This window comes from Rhodoluna sp. KAS3, from assembly GCF_026000575.1.
Taxonomy (GTDB): Bacteria; Actinomycetota; Actinomycetes; order Actinomycetales; family Microbacteriaceae; genus Rhodoluna.
In genome coordinates this window covers 548,034-566,191 of the sequence record NZ_AP026910.1, presented here as the reverse complement: position 1 = coordinate 566,191, position 18,158 = coordinate 548,034, and the positions used below count along the sequence as shown (strand labels likewise).

The window sequence follows — 18,158 nt, the reverse complement described above, 5'->3', positions numbered from 1 at the left end:
GACCTCTTAGAAAAGAAAAAATCACATGTCAGTTCTTGAAATCAAAAACCTCCACGTAACCGTCGAGACCGACCAGGGCACTAAAGAAATCCTGAAGGGTGTTGACCTAGTTATTCGCTCGGGCGAAAGCCACGCAATCATGGGCCCGAACGGTTCAGGTAAATCAACCCTGGCCTACACCATTGCAGGTCACCCAAAATATGAAGTTACCGAAGGTGAAATTCTGCTCGATGGCGAGAACGTGCTTGAGATGAGCGTTGACGAACGCGCGCGTGCCGGACTATTCCTAGCGATGCAGTACCCAGTAGAAATCCCTGGCGTATCAGTGTCGAACTTCCTGCGCACCGCAAAGACCGCCATCGCTGGCGAGGCGCCGGCACTGCGTAACTGGATAAAGGATGTCCGTGGAGCCATGGATGCCCTTCACATGGACTCTTCGTTCACCGAGCGCAACGTAAATGAGGGATTCTCAGGTGGCGAGAAAAAGCGCCACGAGATTCTGCAGCTAGAACTATTGAAGCCAAAGTTTGCTGTTCTTGATGAAACCGACTCTGGTCTAGACGTTGACGCGTTGAAGATTGTTTCAGAGGGTGTAAACCGTGCCAAGTCAGAGAATGACTTTGGTTTGCTTCTAATCACCCACTACACCCGAATCTTGCGCTACATCAAGCCTGACTTCGTGCACGTTTTCGTTGCCGGAAAGATTGCTGAACAGGGCGGCCCAGAGCTTGCAGATCGCCTTGAAGCTGAGGGCTACGACCGTTACGTAAAGGCCTAATCATGAATGCCACTGAGCTTGATCCAACCCTTTATGACAATGTCATAGAGGCTCTAAAGGATGTGATCGACCCAGAAATCGGTGTGAACATTGTTGATTTGGGTCTGATTTACGGTCTTCAGAAGTCTGAAGATGGCAACCTGCTAATCAACATGACTTTGACCTCTGCGGGATGCCCTTTGACCGACGTTCTTGAGGAACAGACGGCCGAAGCACTTGACGGTGTGGTTGAAGCATTCCGCATCAACTGGGTTTGGATGCCACCATGGGGTCCAGAAAAAATTACCGAAGATGGGCGCGAGCAAATGCGAGCCATCGGGTTCTCAATCTAAACCCACCCAAAATTCGCACCAGAAGCCCAAGTCGCAACTTGTAGACTTGGGCTTTTGTGCGTCGCAACCCGATACGCCCTTTTACCAACGGAGATTCAAATGATTAGCGTGAGTAACCTAGAGATCCGCATCGGAGCTCGCGTCCTCATGTCTAACGTGAATTTTCGCGTTGATAAGGGTGACAAGGTGGGGCTGGTGGGCCGAAATGGTGCTGGAAAAACCACCCTCACTAAAATTTTGGCGGGGGATGGGCAGCCATCTCAGGGTGCCGTGGCTCGCGGAGGCGAAATCGGCTACTTACCGCAGGACCCTCGTTCGGGTGACCCAGAAGAGCTAGCACGCACTCGAATCTTGAACGCCCGAGGACTTGGCGATATTGCGGCCGAAATGGCAAAGTGCACCGAAGACATGGGCAGCATCGAAGAAGACGTCTACAACCGCGCAATGGCTAGGTACTCGGAACTTGAAGAAAGCTTTCAGGCGGCTGGCGGGTACGCCGCCGAGGCTGAAGCTGCAACTATTGCAAGCAACCTAAACCTCAAGGACCACATTCTCGACCAGCCGCTAAAGACACTTTCCGGTGGTCAGCGCCGCCGAATCGAGTTGGCAAGAATCCTATTTTCGAACGCCGAAACCATGATTCTCGATGAGCCAACCAACCACCTTGACGCCGATTCAGTGGTTTGGTTGCGGGAGTTTCTGAAGGGCTATCAGGGCGGCCTGATCGTTATCAGTCACGACGTTGATCTAGTCGAAGAAACGGTAAACCGCGTTTTCTATCTTGACGCCATTCGCTGCGTAATCGACATCTACAACATGGGCTGGCGCCAGTACCAAAAGGCTCGCGAGACCGATGAGGAGCGCCGCAAGCGCGAACGAGCCATCGCTGAAAAGAAGGCCAATACCCTGCAGATTCAGGCAGCCAAATTTGGTGCAAAAGCCTCCAAAGCCGTTGCTGCAAAGCAGATGGTTCGCCGCGCTGAGTCCCTACTGAACTCACTCGATGAGGTCAGAGAAGTTGATCGCGTCGCCAAAATCAAATTCCCAGATCCAGCTCCATGTGGCCGCACTCCGCTAATGGCTAACAACCTAAGTAAGAGCTACGGTTCGCTTGAGATTTTCACCGCCGTTGACCTAGCCATTGATAAGGGTTCAAAGGTAGTCATCATCGGTATGAACGGTGCCGGTAAAACCACGATGCTGCGCATGCTTGCGGGTCTCGACAAGCCAGACACCGGTGAAATTGTTCCCGGCCACGGACTCAAGATCGGCTATTTTGCCCAGGAGCACGAGACCCTGGACGTCTCCAAATCTGTGCTGGAAAATATGCAGCGTGCAGCTCCACAACTTGCCGACACCGATGCCCGCAAGGTCTTGGGATCATTCCTTTTCACCGGTGATGACGTGAATAAGCCTGCCGGTGTTTTGAGCGGTGGAGAGAAAACCCGCTTGGCACTTGCCTCACTTGTTGTGTCATCGGCCAACGTGTTGCTGCTCGATGAGCCGACTAACAACCTTGACCCGGCCAGCCGCGAAGAAATCCTTCGAGCGCTGAGCACATTCACCGGTGCAGTTGTGCTGGTGAGCCACGATGTTGGTGCGGTTTTGGCCCTGAACCCAGAACGAGTCTTGATTTTGCCTGATGGCGATGAAGACCACTGGAACGATGGTTACGCCGACCTGATTGCCCTCAGCTAAAACTGACTGTTATTCCTGGCCCAGAAGCGCGTCTTCAGCTGCTTTATCGTCGTCGCCGACGCGTTTGCGCTTTTTAGGTCGGTAGGTTTCATCTTCAGCCATGCGCTTGAATCTGAGTTCTTGCCGAACACCCCAGATCAATGCCGTGAAAGCCATGAGCGCAAAGAGAATCCACTGCAACGCATAACTCAGATGATTTCCCTCGGTAAGTGCCGGTTTGGGTAAAAGTTTGGGTACCGCCTCACCCTGGTTGTAGCTTTCGGCTAACCGAAAATACACCGATTCAATTAATTCACCCGACAAACCAGCCTGCTTGAACAGGTTCGCCGAGTTTAGAGTGCCAAGTTGACCGGCCGGAGCATCGCGGTTGAGAGTTGGCTCCGTTGGCCTAATTCGGGCCAGGATAGTCCGCTCCTGGTTATCTGGGAGCGGAATTAAGTCTGGTGAGTCCTGGCGCGACCCCGTAGGTAACCAACCGGTCTCAATCGCTACCAGCTGGCCAGTAACGGCCTTAAACGGAATAACCTGCAAGAACCCCGGCTGCCCGTTGTACGGACGATTTCGAACTAGGTAAGCCTTCTCAGGGAGGAATTGACCGGTAATCGACACTGGTCGCCACTCATTGCGGGCGTCAAACTCGTCGGACCGAACAACATCCTCGAGTGTCAGAGGCGCCTGATCGTAGTTTTGCGCCACAACTTCAATTTTGGCCAATGCCTCTTGACGGCGGTCAAACTGCCAATCAGAGAGAAAAACACAGGCAACTGCAAACACCGATGCGGCAATCAGCCAAGCAAGCCAACGTTTCCAGGAATCGTTGAGCCAGCTCAGTTTGTAATTGGTCATTGAATCTTTTCGGTAGTTAGCAGGAAACCTCTGGTCTCTAAATAGTCAACCAGAAATTGACGATGCTCATCACAGGCAGACCAAACTTTGGTTCGGCCATCGGTGTGAATCTTGGGGTTTCGCCAGGTGAGGCAGAATTCAGCGGTTGCCGAACAACCTGCTCTGGAACATTTCAGATTTGGGGGAGAGATACCCAACAACTAACGGTTTTCCTCTGGCTTTGGCGCGGCAACGAATTGGTCGGCGGAAATAACCAGTTTTGGCGCAACTGCGGTAGCTAGTTTTGGCTTGTCGTCTGTGACCACAGCATTAGCTAGAACGACGGCGAAATAAGGCAATAGGACTGCTCCGGCCGCAAACACCCAGGCCAACCAGCCTTGAACGACCAAGGCCAGGACCAAACAAACCATTCGAATGATCATGGCAATCAGGTATTTGATCATGCGGGTTTTGCGTTCGGCCTCGGGGGATTGACCGATCGAGGTAACACTCTGCGTTTCACTCATGTCTAATCACCACTTTCAGATCAGCCGAATACAGCTACCAAAGGCTCGCAAAGGTAGACTTCACTTGTCCCAAGCGCAGCGCTAACAGTTGTATTCCCTGAAAGAGAATAGTCAATGACCACACCAAGAACAGTTCTAGTCACCGGCGGTAACCGCGGAATCGGAAAATCGATTGCTGAGGAGTTCATTCGTCAAGGTCACAGAGTTGCTGTGACTGTTCGCAGTGGCGAGGGCCCTGCAGGTTCACTAAGTGTGGTCGCAGATGTGACCAAGCCTGAGACCCTGGATGCTGCATTTGCCGAGGTCGAAGAAAAGCTAGGGGCAATCGAAATCTTGGTTGCAAACGCAGGCATTACCCGCGATACCCTCCTCATGCGCATGACTGACGAAGAATTCGAGTCAGTAATCGACACAAATTTGAATGGCGTTTTCCGCGTACTGCGCCGCGCCACCAAGGGCATGATCAAGGCCAAGTACGGCCGCGTGATCCTGATTGGTAGCGTTGTTGGCCTTCTCGGCTCGGCTGGCCAGGTAAATTACTCAGCTGCCAAATCGGCCCTTGTGGGCATGGCTCGCTCAGTAACCCGCGAGCTTGGCGCCCGCGGCATTACCGCAAACGTGGTCGCCCCGGGCTTTATTGACACCGACATGACCGCGGCTTTGCCTGAAGCTCAGCAGGACGAGTACAAGAAGAAGATTCCGGCCGGCCGCTTTGCCCAGCCAGAAGAAGTTGCCAAGGTCGTTGCCTGGCTTGCCAGCGACGAAGCCAGCTACATCTCAGGTGCTGTCATTCCGGTTGACGGTGGATTGGGCATGGGCCACTAGAGATTTAATAAAAAAACCGCCCGGTTGGGCGGTTTTTTTATGCTCAGATTTGTCAATACTCAGGATTTTATTGATCAGAGTTTGAGAACCGGTATCAAACCGGCAAGGTCATTACCCTCGAGCACAAAATCGGCATGTTCGCGAACAATCGGCTTGCAGTTGAAGCCAACACCCAGTCCAGCTGCTGCCAACATGTCCAGGTCATTGGCGCCATCGCCGACTGCAACCGTGTTTTCGATGGCAAATCCCGCGACCTCAGCCCATTCAAGCAAAGACTCCGCCTTGGCTGCACGATCGATAATTTTGCCAATAACTTGGCCGGTCAGAACGCCGTCTACAACCTCAAGTTGATTTGCGCGAGCAAAATCCAGCTCCAAAGCCTTGGCCAATGGCCCTAGGAGCTGGTTGAATCCGCCAGAAACCGCGCCCACCCGTCCACCGGCCGCATGAACAGCATCGATAAGGGTCTTTGCCCCGGTGGTGATGCGAATCCTGCCCAAAACCTCTTCAAATACGCTTTCGGGAAGCCCGGCGAGGGTTTTAACTCGCTCAATAAGGCTTTCAGCAAAGTCCAGCTCGCCAGCCATCGCGCGCTCGGTTACCGCAGCAACTTCAGCGCGCTTTCCAGCGACATCGGCCAATAACTCAATTACTTCGTCTTCGATGAGAGTTGAATCAACATCAAAAACCACTAAAAACTTGGTCACGGTGTAACCAGAACGCCCTTTCCAACAACGGTAATACCCGAGTCGGTGACGAAGAAGCCGCGGTCAAGATCTCTTTGCTTGTCGACACCGATCGAGGCGCCATCGGCAACGACAACGCTCTTGTCGAGGATAGCCTTTCGAACGGTGCAGTCGCGCCCAACCTGGACGCCATCAAGCAAAATCGAGTCAGTAATTAGAGCTCTGGAGTGAATGCGCACATTCGGCGAGAGCACGCTGCGCTCAACAATTCCACCCGAAACCACGGTTCCAAGCGAAACAATCGAGTCGGTGGTCCGCCCCTGGTTGCCCTCACCATCGTGAACAAACTTTGCCGGTGGCAAGTTGATCTGCTGGGTGTGTACTGGCCACTCTGAGTTGTACAGGTTGAAAACCGGCATCACTGAGATTAGGTCCATGTGGGCCTCGTAGTAAGAGTCCATGGTTCCTACGTCGCGCCAGTATGAGTGGTCACGCTCTGTCGAGCCAGGAATCTCGTTGTAGGTGAAGTCATAAACTCCAGCGTCCTCGCGCGCAACCATGTAAGGGACGATGTCGCCACCCATGTCGTGCGATGACTCCTCGAGGGTACCGTCATGCTCAATAGCGTCAATGAGTGCCTGGGCGCTGAAAACGTAGTTACCCATCGAAGCCAAAACTTCGCCGGGACTGTCCGGCAAACCCTTAGGGTCACTTGGTTTCTCGCGGAAAGCTGAAATCTTGGTGTTGTCTTTTTCGTCAACCTCGATTACGCCAAACTGGTTCGCCAGCGAAAGTGGTTGGCGAATGGCTGCAACTGTGACTCCACGGCCTGACTTGATGTGCGCTTCAATCATCTGATCAAAGTCCATGCGGTAAACGTGGTCGGCACCGACCACGACCACGATGTCTGGTCGCTCATCGCTCAGTAGGTTCATGCTCTGGAGAATTGCGTCAGCACTTCCCGAGAACCAGCGCTTGCCAAGTCGCTGCTGCGCAGGAACCGAGGCAACGTATGCGCCAAGCAGCGGAGACATTCGCCAGGTCTGAGAGATATGGCGGTCAAGGCTGTGTGATTTGTACTGAGTCAAAACAACGATGCGTCGAAGACCTGAATTAATCAGGTTTGACAATGCAAAGTCGATAAGACGATAACTTCCCCCAAAAGGCACCGCAGGCTTTGCGCGATCAGCCGTTAGAGGCATCAAGCGCTTACCCTCGCCGCCAGCAAGGACCATTCCGAAAATACGTGGAGTGCTCATATCGAAATGTTATTAGTCCTTTATGAACGCCAGATAACATGACGCTATGAGAATCGATCTGATCACTAAAGAATATCCACCCTTCATTTATGGGGGAGCGGGCGTACATGTCGCTGAATTAGTGAGAGTTTTGCGAAAACAGATCGATGTCAAGGTGCATTGCTTCGGTGAAGACCGTAATGAAACCGATACATTTGCATACCGCCACAGCGCTGAGTTTGAAGCTGTCAATGGCGCCCTACAGACCATGGCCACAGATTTGAGCATGGTTTCTGCGATTGCAGGCGCTGACCTAGTCCATTCGCACACCTGGTACGCAAACTTTGCCGGGCAAGTAGCCGGAACCCTTCACGGGATCCCGCACCTGATTACAGCCCACAGTCTCGAACCGCTACGCCCATGGAAAGAGCAGCAGTTGGGCGGCGGTTACCGCCTTTCATCCTGGGTTGAGCGCACAGCCTACGAAGGCGCGACCGGCATCATCGCGGTGTCAGATGGGATGCGTCAGGACATTCTTCGTGCCTACCCTCAACTTGACCCTCAAAAAGTTGCTGTAGTCCACAATGGCATTGATCTGGATGCATTCCAAGCGGCCGATAACCCTGACTTAGTGCGCGCCAACGGCGTGAACCCAGATCAGCGTTCTGTGGTCTTTGTGGGTCGAATCACGATGCAAAAGGGTTTGCCGTATCTACTCAAGGCAGCCAGAGAATTGCCCGCTGATGTTCAGTTGGTGCTTTGTGCTGGCGCCCCAGATACCCCGCAAATTCTCCAGGAGGTTACCGACCTGGTAGCCGAGCTTCGAAAAGTCCGGGATAACGTCATCTGGGTAGAAAAGCACCTGAGCCGCGCGGAATTGATTGCCATGCTCTCGGCTGCAACCGTCTTTGCCTGCCCATCGATTTACGAACCACTCGGCATTGTGAACCTAGAGGCTATGGCCTGCGGAACTCCGGTTGTTGCCACGGCTACCGGTGGCATTCCAGAGGTAGTTGCCCACAACGAGACTGGATTGCTGGTGCCGATTGAGCAATTGATGGATGGCAGCGGAAAGCCACTTGACGAAGGCAAGTTTGTGGCAGATTTCGCCGCGGCCCTCAATGAGATTCTGGACCACCCAAGAATTGCCGAATTCGGCTCAGCCGGTCGTAGGCGTGTTGAGCAACACTTCAGCTGGGACAGCATTGCTGCGGAAACTATTGGTGTCTATGAGAAGGCAATCAACGGCAAGCACATAGGCTAAAAGGCATGTCACGCGTCATAGATGTAAACAACGTCACCGTAGTCCGCGAGGGTCGAAACATCCTCAACAATGTTGACTGGCAAGTTGAGCCAAGTCAGCGTTGGGTAATAGTTGGACCTAATGGCGCTGGTAAGACCACCTTGTTGCGCGTTGCTGCAGCCCAGATTCACCCAACGCACGGCCAAGCCACCATACTTGGTGAGCGAATGGGGGAGATCAATGTCTTTGAACTCCGGACCAGGATCGGCTTTGCCTCGAGTGCACTCGCGGCCCACATCCCAAACTCAGAATCGGTGCTCAACGCGGTTATGACCGCTAGCTACGGTGTAACCGGACGCTGGAACGAAAAGTACGAGGACATCGATGAACGACGCGCCCGGCGAGTCCTTTCCGAGTGGCAACTTTCAGACTTTGCAGACCGCGCGTTTGGCACCCTGAGCGACGGAGAACGGAAGCGAACCCAAATTGCTCGCGCCGTTATGCCTGATCCAGAAGTGCTGTTGCTTGATGAACCGGTAGCAAGCCTTGACCTGGCCGCTAGGGAGCAGACGATCAACATCATCGGCGAGTATGCCTCGCACCCGATGGCGCCGGCGATGGTCATGGTTACCCACCATCTTGAAGAGATTCCTGAAGGATTCACTCACGCCCTGTTGATTCGCAACGGAGAAATCTTCGCTGCCGGGGACATTCACAACACCCTGACATCAGAGAAGATCTCAGAAGTCTTTGGTTTTGGCCTCAAGGTCGATTACGAAGATGGTCGGTTCCGGGTCCGCGCACATAAATACTAGAATTAGGTGTTCAAGCTAGCCCAATTCTGGTATGCTTGTCCCTTAGTGCCCTGTGGCACAAACCCCAAAGTTTTCGATTATTACGGAGTTTTCCCATGAAGGCAGACATTCACCCAAAGTACGAAGCAGTCGTATTCCGCGACTTGGCATCGGGTGTAGCGTTCCTTACTCGCTCAACACTTAGCAGCAGCAAGACCATTGAGTGGGAAGACGGCAACACCTACCCAGTTTTCGACGTTGAAATTTCATCAGAGTCACACCCGTTCTACACCGGAAAGCAGCGCATCATGGATGCTGCAGGTCGCGTAGAGCGCTTCAACGCACGTTACAAGAACTTCGGAGCGTAAGCTCCGCGAGAACAGAAGCTGTCCACACAGCTTCTAGGTTGAGACCTAAAAAGGCCCCGCTTCGGCGGGGCCTTTTGTTCTTAAGGGTGGTTTATGACAACACCTAATTCAGCTTTAGTGGCCAGCCACGCTTGACACTAAAGTCAGGGTTGACACTCCGGCGCATGTAATTTTCAAAGTCGCTGTCGAGGAAATCACTCCATTGAATTTGCGCGGCATGAAGATCTGGGAGTGAGGCTGGCAGTTCATCGGCCCACCGCTTAGCGATAGCCTGGGCCACACGTCCGGCTGCGATTGCGTCGGCCGTAGCGTTGTGGGCATCGGCGAGTTCAACTTGGTAGAACTCGGCAGCGTTCTCCAAGCGGCGCTTTCCTTTGCGATATTTGTCCTTGAACCGGTCAATGACCAGGGGATCAATAATTGAACCGATTTTCAAAGGTTCTAGGCCGTGCCGAATGGCCTCGTAATGCAAAATCGTAAAGTCGTATGGTGCGTTATAGGCAACTACTGGGAGCCCTCTAGCGAAAAAACCCTTGAGGGTGGCCAGGATTTCGGAAACCACCTCACTGGCCTCCCTGCCGTCTCGTCTGGCCATTTCGGTGGTGACACCGTGAACGTCGCTGGCAGGTGTAGGAATCTCGATGCCTGGATCGGCCAGCCATTCGACGTTTTGCCCAACCACAGAACCATGCTCGTCAAGCTCAACCGCACAGGCGGTGACAATTCGGGCATCGGTTAGATCTAGACCTGTGGTTTCAAGATCGAAAACGGCAATTTGCCTAGCCCAATCAGGCAGGTCAGGGGAGAAGTCAAACGAAAGTTGTTGGTCGGTCACGTCTTCAGACTAAAGGTGGCTAGTGACAAAGACCCGCACCACGCGCCAGTTCAATGGCAGCTGCGTGCTGGTTCAGGCTAAAGATGTGGAGTCCGGGCGCTCCTGCGGCGATCAGGTCAACCGATAGCTGCTTCGAGAATTCCATGCCGAGCTTGCTCGCCGCCTCGTCATCCAGCCCCTCTAGACCTTCGAGGAGTTCGGCCGGCATCGCTGCGCCACTCATCGCCGCCATGCGAATAACCTGCTTGGCATTTGCGATTGGCATAACTCCAGGAACAATCGGAATGGTTACACCCGCTTCTGCAGCACTGCTAACCAGATCGGTGTAAGCCTTGACGCTGAAGAACAGCTGGGTCACCGCAAACTTTGCACCCGCAGCCTGCTTTAGGGCTAGCACCATCGAGTCATGGGCCATATCCGGTGACTCCGGGTGGACTTCAGGAAACGCTGCGACACCGATTTCGAGGTGAGAGTTTTGATTTGCAACTTCAATAAGCTCAAGGGCTGTCTTGAGCTGTCCTTTACCCAGAGCGTCTGGGTCGTCTTTCGGTGCGTCTCCGCGCAAGGCAAGAATTGCGGCTACATTTGCAGCTTCAAACTGTCGAATGATGTCGATGGTGCTCTGAGTTGTCGCACCAACGCAGGTCAGGTGGCCAATTGTCGGCACGCTTTTGGCCATGCGCTGCACTACAGAGAGAGATCTATCCTGGCTGGACCCGCCGGCACCGTAGGTTACAGACACATAGTCTGGCTTGACCTCTAGAAGTTTTTCGAATGCGTCCCAAAGTCGTTCTTCACCGGCATCGTCTTTTGGTGGGAAGAATTCGAAGGACAAAGTTGGTTCACCAATAACAGAACGCGCCTGCATTACCTCGGTGATCTTCGTAAAAGAAGATAGGTCGAGCTCGGTCTTTCGAAGCAGAGGGAATTCAGGCATTCAATAAGTATATTCCACAGCCACATCAACCTGCCTCAGTTAGACTTGAAACCTATGTTTGCTCCCCGCTCAGAAGCCCTAATCAATGCTGTCCGATCCCGCGTTGTCGTTGCTGACGGCGCCATGGGAACCATGATTCAGGAGGCCAACCCAACGCTGGATGAGTTCCAGGGTTATGAGGGTTGCAACGAAATTCTCAATGTCACCCGACCAGACATCATTTCTGGCATTCATTCTCAGTACCTAAAGGCTGGCGCAGAGGCAATTGAGACCAACACTTTCGGTGCCAATTTTGCCAACTTGGCCGAATACGACATCCAAGACCGAATCGAAGAGCTGGCTTTCGCGGGAGCAGAGGTTGCCCGCCAAGTAGCCGACGACTTCAGTACCGATGAAAAGCCTCGTTGGGTTCTGGGCTCTATGGGACCGGGTACCAAATTGCCTAGCCTCGGTCACGAAAGATTTGCAGTTCTACGAGATGCTTACCAGCTCAGTGCCAGAGGACTAATTCGCGGCGGTGCAGACGCAATTCTGATTGAAACTGCCCAGGACCTTCTGCAGGCCAAGAGCGCAGTCATTGGCTCAAAGCGCGCCATGGCAGAACTCAATGTCCAAATTCCAATTCTGGTTTCAGTAACCATCGAGACCACTGGAACCATGTTGCTCGGCTCCGAAATCGGTGCCGCTTTGACCGCATTGAGCGCCTTGGGTATCGATGCGATCGGCCTTAACTGTGCAACCGGCCCAACCGAAATGAGCGAGCACCTCAGGTACCTAGCTAAGTTCTCCGACCTGCCGGTAGTCGTTATGCCTAACGCTGGACTTCCGATCTTGGGCCCTCACGGCGCTCATTACCCTCTTACTCCAAGCGAGCTTGCCACCGCACAGTTGCAGTTTGTGAACGACTACGGCGCCGGTTTGGTTGGTGGATGCTGCGGCACTACGCCAGCACACATCGCCGAAGTTGCAGCTGCCGTCGCCGGCAAGGTTCCGAGCCGACCTCAACTTATTGACGAACCTGGATTGGCTAGCCTCTACCAGCACCAGCCTTTTGACCAGACCATGACCTATCTTTCGATTGGTGAGCGAACCAACGCCAATGGTTCGAAGGCATTCCGCGAAGCAATGCTTGCCGAGAACTGGGATGAATGCCTTGAGATCGCGAGATCTCAAACCCGTGAGGGTGCGCACCTCCTTGACGTCTGTGTTGACTACGTTGGGCGCGACGGCGCCAAGGACGCACGAGAATTGGTCAGCCGTTTGGCTACTTCTACGACCCTTCCGCTGGTCCTAGATTCCACCGAACCGGCAGTGCTGGAGGCCGGCCTCGAGTGCATGGGTGGCCGAGCGATGATCAACTCGGTCAACTATGAAGACGGAGACGGGCCCACTTCTCGTTTCGCGCGAATTATGCCAATGGTTCGCGAGCACGGCGCAGCTGTCGTTGCGCTAACCATTGACGAAGAGGGTCAGGCTAGAACAGCCGACACAAAGTTTGCCATTGCCAAGCGCCTGATTGAGGATTTGACCACCAACTGGGGTATGCGTTTGGTGGACATCACTGTCGACACCCTGACTTTCCCAATTGCAACGGGTCAGGATGAAACTCGCCGCGATGGAATTGAAACCATCGAGGCTATCCGACGCTTGCACGAGGCGTTCCCTGGCGTTCAGAGCACCCTTGGCATCTCAAACATCTCATTTGGATTGAGCCCAGCAGCAAGACATGTGTTGAATTCCGTGTTCCTTCAAGAGTGTGTGAAGGTTGGCCTAACCTCGGCTATCGTCCACGCTGCTCGCATCATGCCGTTGAGTCAAATCCCAGCCGAACAGCTCGAAGCGGCTCTCGACTTGATTTACGACCGACGAACCTACGATGCCGATGGCAACATCACATTCGATCCATTGACTCGGTTCCTTGACGTCTTTAGCGGTGTTGATTCAGCTGCCAACCGTCAGTCGCGTGCCGAAGAACTAGCCGCGATGCCACTTGACCAAAGACTTGAGCGTCGAATCATCGATGGTGAAAAGAAGGGTCTAGAACCAGACCTGGATGAAGCTCTAGCCAGCGGTATGACCGCGCTGGGAATCATCAACGACCACCTTCTCAAGGGCATGCAGGTTGTAGGTGAACTTTTCGGCAAGGGCGAGATGCAGTTGCCATTCGTTCTACAGTCAGCTGAGGTTATGAAGACCGCAGTTGCCCACCTTGAGCCGTTCATCGAAAAAACTGAAGACGCTGGCAAGGGCCGCATTCTGCTGGCAACCGTTCGCGGTGACGTTCACGATATCGGCAAGAACTTGGTCGATATCATCCTGAGTAATAACGGTTTTGAGACGGTAAACATCGGAATCAAGCAACCAATCAATGAGATTTTGCGTGCGGCAGAAGAGCACGATGTTGACGTGATTGGCATGAGTGGACTGTTGGTGAAGTCCACCCAGATCATGCGCGAAAACCTCGAGGAAATGAACCTTCGCGGAGTAGCTGAGCGCTGGCCAGTTATTCTCGGTGGTGCCGCTCTGACCCGAAGCTTTGTGGAACAGGACCTTGCCGAGATTTTTGACGGTGAAGTACGTTACGCCCGTGATGCCTTCGAGGGACTTCGATTGATGGACACCATCATCAAGATCAAGCGCGGTGACACCGATGCCAAGTTGCCAGAACTTAAGAAGCGAGTCGTTCAGCCGAAGAACCTTTTGGTGCGAACCGTGCCGGACATGATGCCGGACCGATCAGATGTCTCATCGGACAACGAAATTCCGAGCCCTCCATTCTGGGGAACCCGAATCATCAAGGGTGTTCCGCTTCGCGACTACGCATCATTCTTGGACGAGCGCGCAACATTTATGGGCCAGTGGGGGCTAAAGCCTTCGCGTGCCGAAGATGGCGCGAGCTACGAGGAATTAGTTGAAACTGAGGGACGCCCACGCCTGAGGGCTTGGTTGGAAAAAATTCAAACTGAAAGCCTGCTAGAAGCAGCCGTCGTATACGGTTACTTCCCAGCAGTATCTGACGGTGATGACCTAGTTATCCTGCACCACGGTCCTGAAGGCGCTACCGACGGTGGATCGGGTGGAATCCCTGGCACCGAGCGCCTCCGATTTACTTTCCCTCGACAGGCGCGTGATCGCCACCTCTGCCTGAGCGACTACATCGCTTCAAAGGAGAGCGGAAAGATCGATGTCGTTCCTTTCCAGCTTGTGACAATGGGAAACCGAGTTTCAGAGGCTGCAAATGAGCTGTATGCAGCGAACGATTACCGAAACTACCTGGAATTGCACGGACTTTCGGTGCAATTGACCGAGGCTCTTGCCGAATTCTGGCACGCACGCGTTCGTGAGGAACTTGGATTCAGCGCCGAGGACCCTGCCGAGGTCGAAGGCAACTTCCGCCTCGAGTATCGCGGTGCTCGATACTCGTTTGGCTACCCGGCCTGTCCAGAGCTTGAGGATCGAGTGAAATTGGTCGAACTGCTAAAGCCAGAGGCCATCGGCGTCACGCTCTCAGAGGAACTGCAGTTGCACCCTGAGCAGTCAACCGACGCGATGGTACTTCACCATCCAGAGGCTAAGTACTTCTCGGTTTAGTCATGAGCCTGAAATCTGCGTCGCTAGCCAAGGCTGCTCTATCCAGATCCAACGCGTCTAGCACTGAAGTTCTGGACACGGTTACCCGGTTTTGGACCTACCCGGCAGACAGAGCGGACGCTAAAACAATTGTGTTCGTACACGGATATCGCGGAAATCATCACGGTCTAGAGGCTATTGCCGGCGCACTGCCAGACTTCAACGTGGTAATTCCAGACTTACCCGGATTTGGTCAGAGCACAGAATTTGCCGGCGCGCACAGCATCGAAGCTTACTCAAATTGGCTCGAGGCTTTCATCGCGGCGCTAAACCTCGATGAGAAACCCATCCTTTTGGGTCATAGTTTTGGAAGCATTATTTGCTCGGCATTTGCAGCAAAATCAGACGCAATTTCACTGCTGGTATTGGAGAACCCGGTCTCTGCTCCGGCTTTGAAGGGGCCAAACGCGCCACTAACCAAGGTAGCCCAGAGCTTCTTCACTTTAGCCGGCCGGTTGCCACTGAAGCAGGGGCTTTGGATCCTGAAGAGCTGGCCAATGGTCCGAGGCATGAGCATTCTGATGACGAAGAGCTGGAACCGTCAACTGCGGGCCTGGGTGCACGAGCAGCACGACGCAAACTTCAATGACTTCGCCAGCAGGCGAGTGGCCATCGAAGGCTACACCGCATCTATTTCAAACAACGTTTCTGATTACGCGGCCGACTTCAAAGTGCCAACCCTGTTGATAATCGGCAGCCGAGATGACATCACATCACCGAAGCAGCAACGAGAGATGGCCCTGAAAATAGGGGCAGAGCACGAATTAGTAGAACATCGAGGGGTGGGGCACCTTACCCACTACGAGGTTCCAGAATTGGTGGCCGCTGACATTCGAAGCTTTGTAAAGAAGCACTCATGAAACCCAGCGCGATTTTCTTTGACGCCAGGTACATCCGAGTAGATCACCACGATGGAATTAGCCGCTTTTCAGCAGGGCTTTTTGAGGCACTAAACCGAAAAACTGACGTTGTGGCGCTGATTTCAGACCCAGCGCAGCTTGAGAAACTCCCGCCATGTCGTTACGAAATCATCGGTGCGCCAACCTCAGCTTTGGAACCTCTAGTTGCCCGTCAGGTAAACAAGCTTGGTGCAGAGGTCGTATTTTCACCGATGCAGACCATGGGAACCATGGGCCGTAAATACAAGCTAATCCTGACGCTGCACGACTTGATTTACTATCGCCACCCAACCCCGCCACCGAGCTTCAACTTAGGCATCAGGGCCCTTTGGCGAGTTTTCCACCTGGTCTATTGGCCCCAGCGCATGCTACTTAATCGCGCAGACGCGGTGGCAACGGTTTCTCAGACCACAAAAGACCTAATCAGCAAGCACCACCTGACTAAGCGTCCGGTTTCTGTGGTTTACAACGCGGCTGAAACAGCTGAAAAGCAAAGGATAGAACGCAACAGCGCACCCAGTAAAAAACTTGTTTACATGGGCAGCTTTATGGAGTACAAAAACGTCGAGACCCTGATTCGGGGAATGGCCCTGCTTCCGGATTTCGAACTTGTTTTGCTGAGCCGAGTAGCCCCAGAACGAAGGGTAGATCTTGAATTGCTGGACGCTATCGGAAATGTGAAATTTCGAAATGGCGTTTCTGAGATGGAGTACATCGATGAAATTGACACTTCCTTCGCCCTTGTTTCAGCCTCTAAAGATGAGGGTTTCGGGATTCCATTGGTGGAATCGATGAATCGCGGAACGCCGATCATCGTCTCAGATATTGAAATTTTCCGCGAAATCGGAGAATCGGCGGCCAGCTACTTCAACTTTGAATCGCCAGAGGACTTTGCCAATCAGGTCAGGAATCTAGATAACCCTGCAAGTTGGAAGGCTGCGTCACTTGCTGCCTTAGAACGGGCTAAAAACTTCAGCTGGGAATCATCTGCTGACGCCCTGCTCAAAATGGTAGAAAAGCTCTAGTTAAATAACCGTTGTGTCTAATGGCACCAATTCGCCGGGAGAGTACTCGGTGATCCTCCAGCCATCTGGCCCGTGAGTAAAAATACTCATTGAGGCATTTGAAAGCCTTTCGCCATCGCGCGGGAACTCACCCTGGCTAACCATTCCAAGCAGTTTGCGAATCAAGGCACCGTGCGAGACGGTCAACACACGGCGCCCCGCGTAATTCGCTGCCAAATGGTCCAATAAACGCCAGGCTCGATCCTCGAGTGTTTCCAAAGTTTCGGCACCAGGAACATTGTTGGTGTCTGGATAATTCGCTCGCCATTCTTCATGCCTCAAACCCTCGGCCTCGCCAAAAGAGCGCTCAAGCAGCAAATTCTCGATTTGAGGTTCTGGGAGGCCGGAAAGCTCAACAACGATGCGAGCTGTTTCTTTGGCGCGGGACAGCGGCGAGGTCAGGACAAAATCCCAGTCTTCAGAACGAATCGCGGTTGCAGCAAGCCGAGCCTGTCGCATCCCGGTCTCGTTTAGGGGCACATCAGTCACTCCCTGCAAGCGGAAGTCGATGTTCCAATCGGTTTGGCCGTGGCGAAGTAATCCGATTACAGTCTCAGTCAATTAGGAGTCTCTCTAGGACGAGTGAGGTGTTTGCCTCAATCTTTACGGATGCCAACTCATCACCCTTGGTCACACCAAGGTTGACAATGATGATGGGTTTTTTGGCTTTTGCAGCTCGGCGAGCAAAACGAAGTCCCGAATTGACCGATAGGGAGGTTCCGGCAACGAGCAGTGCCTCAGCTTGGTCCAGGGTGGTCATAGCGTGCTCAACTCGGTCCGACGGCACCGATTCACCGAAAAAAACAACGTCCGGTTTTAGAATCCCACCGCAGTTGTCACAACTTGGTATTTGAAATCCGTCTGCCAGGTCCACTTCGGCATCGCCATCCGGCGTAAATTCAAAGGATTCGTCCTTTTTAATGCCCGGATTAAGTTCACGCAACAAAGCATCCATCTCGGAACGGTGCATTTCTTGAGAACAGTTTAGGCAGGTGACCCGATCCAGGCGGCCATGAAGGTCAATGACCCGCTTAGAGCCGGCCCGCTGGTGCAGACCATCAACATTTTGAGTGATGACCTGTGCGACACGACCCAAATTTTCTGCATGGGCCAAGGCAAAATGACCCTGATTTGGATTGGCATTGGCTATACGATCCCAACCGATGTAGCTTCGCGACCAATACCGGATTTGAGCATCTTTAGACCCAACAAAAACGTCGTAGGTCATTGGGTGCTTGGCAACGCGTCCGGCACCTCTATAGTCAGGAATTCCGGAATCGGTACTAATTCCCGCTCCGGTGAGCACCGCCAAACGCTTGCCCTGAATGCGATCGCGCGCAAAGTCGATGCTGTAGCTAACAGCCGCGCCTAGCGATTCTCTCTCTGACATCACAGCAAGTCTAACTTTGCTGAAGCCTCGTGCGGAATTGAATCACGGGATGACAACGGTTCTCAAAAGTGACCAATATCTGTGTGTAA

The 18,158-nt window shown here is 53.3% G+C and carries 18 protein-coding genes; 10 read left to right on the top strand and 8 right to left on the bottom strand.

The window, feature by feature from the left end; translation table 11 throughout:
• Positions 1–25: 25 nt before the first annotated feature.
• The 3 genes from sufC to abc-f all read left to right on the top strand — a co-directional run bounded on the left by sufC (position 26) and on the right by abc-f (position 2,808).
• On the top strand, positions 26–778 hold the full coding sequence (gene sufC / locus OO731_RS02860) for a Fe-S cluster assembly ATPase SufC (RefSeq protein ID WP_138275307.1): 753 nt from the start codon (positions 26–28) through the stop codon (positions 776–778).
• Between the two features lie 2 nt (positions 779–780).
• Positions 781–1,110 (top strand): metal-sulfur cluster assembly factor, encoded by a 330-nt coding sequence (locus OO731_RS02855; RefSeq protein WP_138275306.1) that lies wholly within the window; start codon positions 781–783, stop codon positions 1,108–1,110.
• A 99-nt stretch (positions 1,111–1,209) separates the two neighbouring features.
• Positions 1,210–2,808, top strand: a complete 1,599-nt coding sequence (abc-f, locus tag OO731_RS02850) for a ribosomal protection-like ABC-F family protein (RefSeq protein WP_138275305.1) — start codon at positions 1,210–1,212, stop codon at positions 2,806–2,808.
• Positions 2,809–2,817: 9 nt separating this feature from the next.
• On the opposite strand, the gene OO731_RS02845 is transcribed toward abc-f, so the two are convergent.
• Positions 2,818–3,654, bottom strand: a complete 837-nt coding sequence (locus OO731_RS02845) for an SURF1 family protein (protein WP_264890578.1) — start codon at positions 3,652–3,654, stop codon at positions 2,818–2,820.
• A 200-nt stretch (positions 3,655–3,854) separates the two neighbouring features.
• The gene (locus OO731_RS02835) at positions 3,855–4,160 is read right to left on the bottom strand and encodes a DUF3099 domain-containing protein (RefSeq protein ID WP_138275303.1); all 306 of its coding nucleotides are present in this window, start codon (positions 4,158–4,160) and stop codon (positions 3,855–3,857) included.
• Between the two features lie 114 nt (positions 4,161–4,274).
• On the opposite strand from OO731_RS02835, the gene OO731_RS02830 reads away from it, so the two are divergent.
• Positions 4,275–4,985 (top strand): beta-ketoacyl-ACP reductase, encoded by a 711-nt coding sequence (locus OO731_RS02830; protein WP_138275302.1) that lies wholly within the window; start codon positions 4,275–4,277, stop codon positions 4,983–4,985.
• 74 nt (positions 4,986–5,059) lie between these two features.
• Here OO731_RS02830 and serB read toward each other — a convergent pair whose 3' ends face one another.
• Positions 5,060–5,692 carry a phosphoserine phosphatase SerB gene (gene serB / locus OO731_RS02825; RefSeq protein ID WP_264890576.1) on the bottom strand — a complete coding sequence of 211 codons (633 nt, stop codon included), beginning with the start codon at positions 5,690–5,692 and terminating at the stop codon, positions 5,060–5,062.
• Positions 5,689–6,930 (bottom strand): glucose-1-phosphate adenylyltransferase, encoded by a 1,242-nt coding sequence (glgC, locus tag OO731_RS02820; RefSeq protein ID WP_264890575.1) that lies wholly within the window; start codon positions 6,928–6,930, stop codon positions 5,689–5,691. The genes serB and glgC overlap by 4 nt, the downstream gene beginning before the upstream one ends.
• 46 nt (positions 6,931–6,976) lie before the next feature.
• On the opposite strand from glgC, the gene glgA reads away from it, so the two are divergent.
• The 3 genes from glgA (at position 6,977) to OO731_RS02805 (ending at position 9,314) form a co-directional block, all read left to right on the top strand.
• Positions 6,977–8,173, top strand: coding sequence for a glycogen synthase (gene glgA, locus OO731_RS02815; RefSeq protein WP_264890574.1), 1,197 nt, complete (start codon positions 6,977–6,979; stop codon positions 8,171–8,173).
• A gap of 5 nt (positions 8,174–8,178) precedes the next feature.
• Positions 8,179–8,967, top strand: a complete 789-nt coding sequence (locus OO731_RS02810) for an ABC transporter ATP-binding protein (RefSeq protein WP_264890573.1) — start codon at positions 8,179–8,181, stop codon at positions 8,965–8,967.
• 95 nt (positions 8,968–9,062) lie between these two features.
• Complete coding sequence (locus tag OO731_RS02805) at positions 9,063–9,314, top strand: type B 50S ribosomal protein L31 (protein WP_138275297.1); 252 nt, start codon at positions 9,063–9,065, stop codon at positions 9,312–9,314.
• Positions 9,315–9,417: 103 nt separating this feature from the next.
• Here the strand turns inward: OO731_RS02805 and OO731_RS02800 are convergent, their stop codons facing one another.
• Together OO731_RS02800 and OO731_RS02795 are read right to left on the bottom strand one after the other, a co-directional pair.
• Positions 9,418–10,149, bottom strand: a complete 732-nt coding sequence (locus tag OO731_RS02800) for an exonuclease domain-containing protein (protein ID WP_264890572.1) — start codon at positions 10,147–10,149, stop codon at positions 9,418–9,420.
• Positions 10,150–10,168: 19 nt separating this feature from the next.
• Entirely contained in the window at positions 10,169–11,086 is a 918-nt protein-coding gene (locus OO731_RS02795; RefSeq protein ID WP_264890571.1) for a methylenetetrahydrofolate reductase, read from the bottom strand.
• 54 nt (positions 11,087–11,140) lie between these two features.
• On the opposite strand from OO731_RS02795, the gene metH reads away from it, so the two are divergent.
• The 3 genes from metH to OO731_RS02780 are packed head-to-tail and all read left to right on the top strand — an operon-like array spanning position 11,141 to position 16,640.
• Complete coding sequence (gene metH, locus OO731_RS02790) at positions 11,141–14,677, top strand: methionine synthase (RefSeq protein WP_264890570.1); 3,537 nt, start codon at positions 11,141–11,143, stop codon at positions 14,675–14,677.
• Positions 14,678–14,679: 2 nt separating this feature from the next.
• Positions 14,680–15,576 carry an alpha/beta hydrolase gene (locus OO731_RS02785; protein WP_264890569.1) on the top strand — a complete coding sequence of 299 codons (897 nt, stop codon included), beginning with the start codon at positions 14,680–14,682 and terminating at the stop codon, positions 15,574–15,576.
• Positions 15,573–16,640: a glycosyltransferase family 1 protein gene (locus OO731_RS02780; RefSeq protein WP_264890568.1), complete on the top strand. Its 1,068-nt coding sequence runs from the start codon at positions 15,573–15,575 to the stop codon at positions 16,638–16,640. The genes OO731_RS02785 and OO731_RS02780 overlap by 4 nt, the downstream gene beginning before the upstream one ends.
• Here OO731_RS02780 and OO731_RS02775 read toward each other — a convergent pair whose 3' ends face one another.
• Positions 16,641–17,240: a histidine phosphatase family protein gene (locus OO731_RS02775; RefSeq protein WP_264890567.1), complete on the bottom strand. Its 600-nt coding sequence runs from the start codon at positions 17,238–17,240 to the stop codon at positions 16,641–16,643.
• Positions 17,233–18,069 carry an NAD-dependent protein deacetylase gene (locus OO731_RS02770; RefSeq protein ID WP_264890566.1) on the bottom strand — a complete coding sequence of 279 codons (837 nt, stop codon included), beginning with the start codon at positions 18,067–18,069 and terminating at the stop codon, positions 17,233–17,235. The genes OO731_RS02775 and OO731_RS02770 overlap by 8 nt, the downstream gene beginning before the upstream one ends.
• Positions 18,070–18,158: the final 89 nt, after the last annotated feature.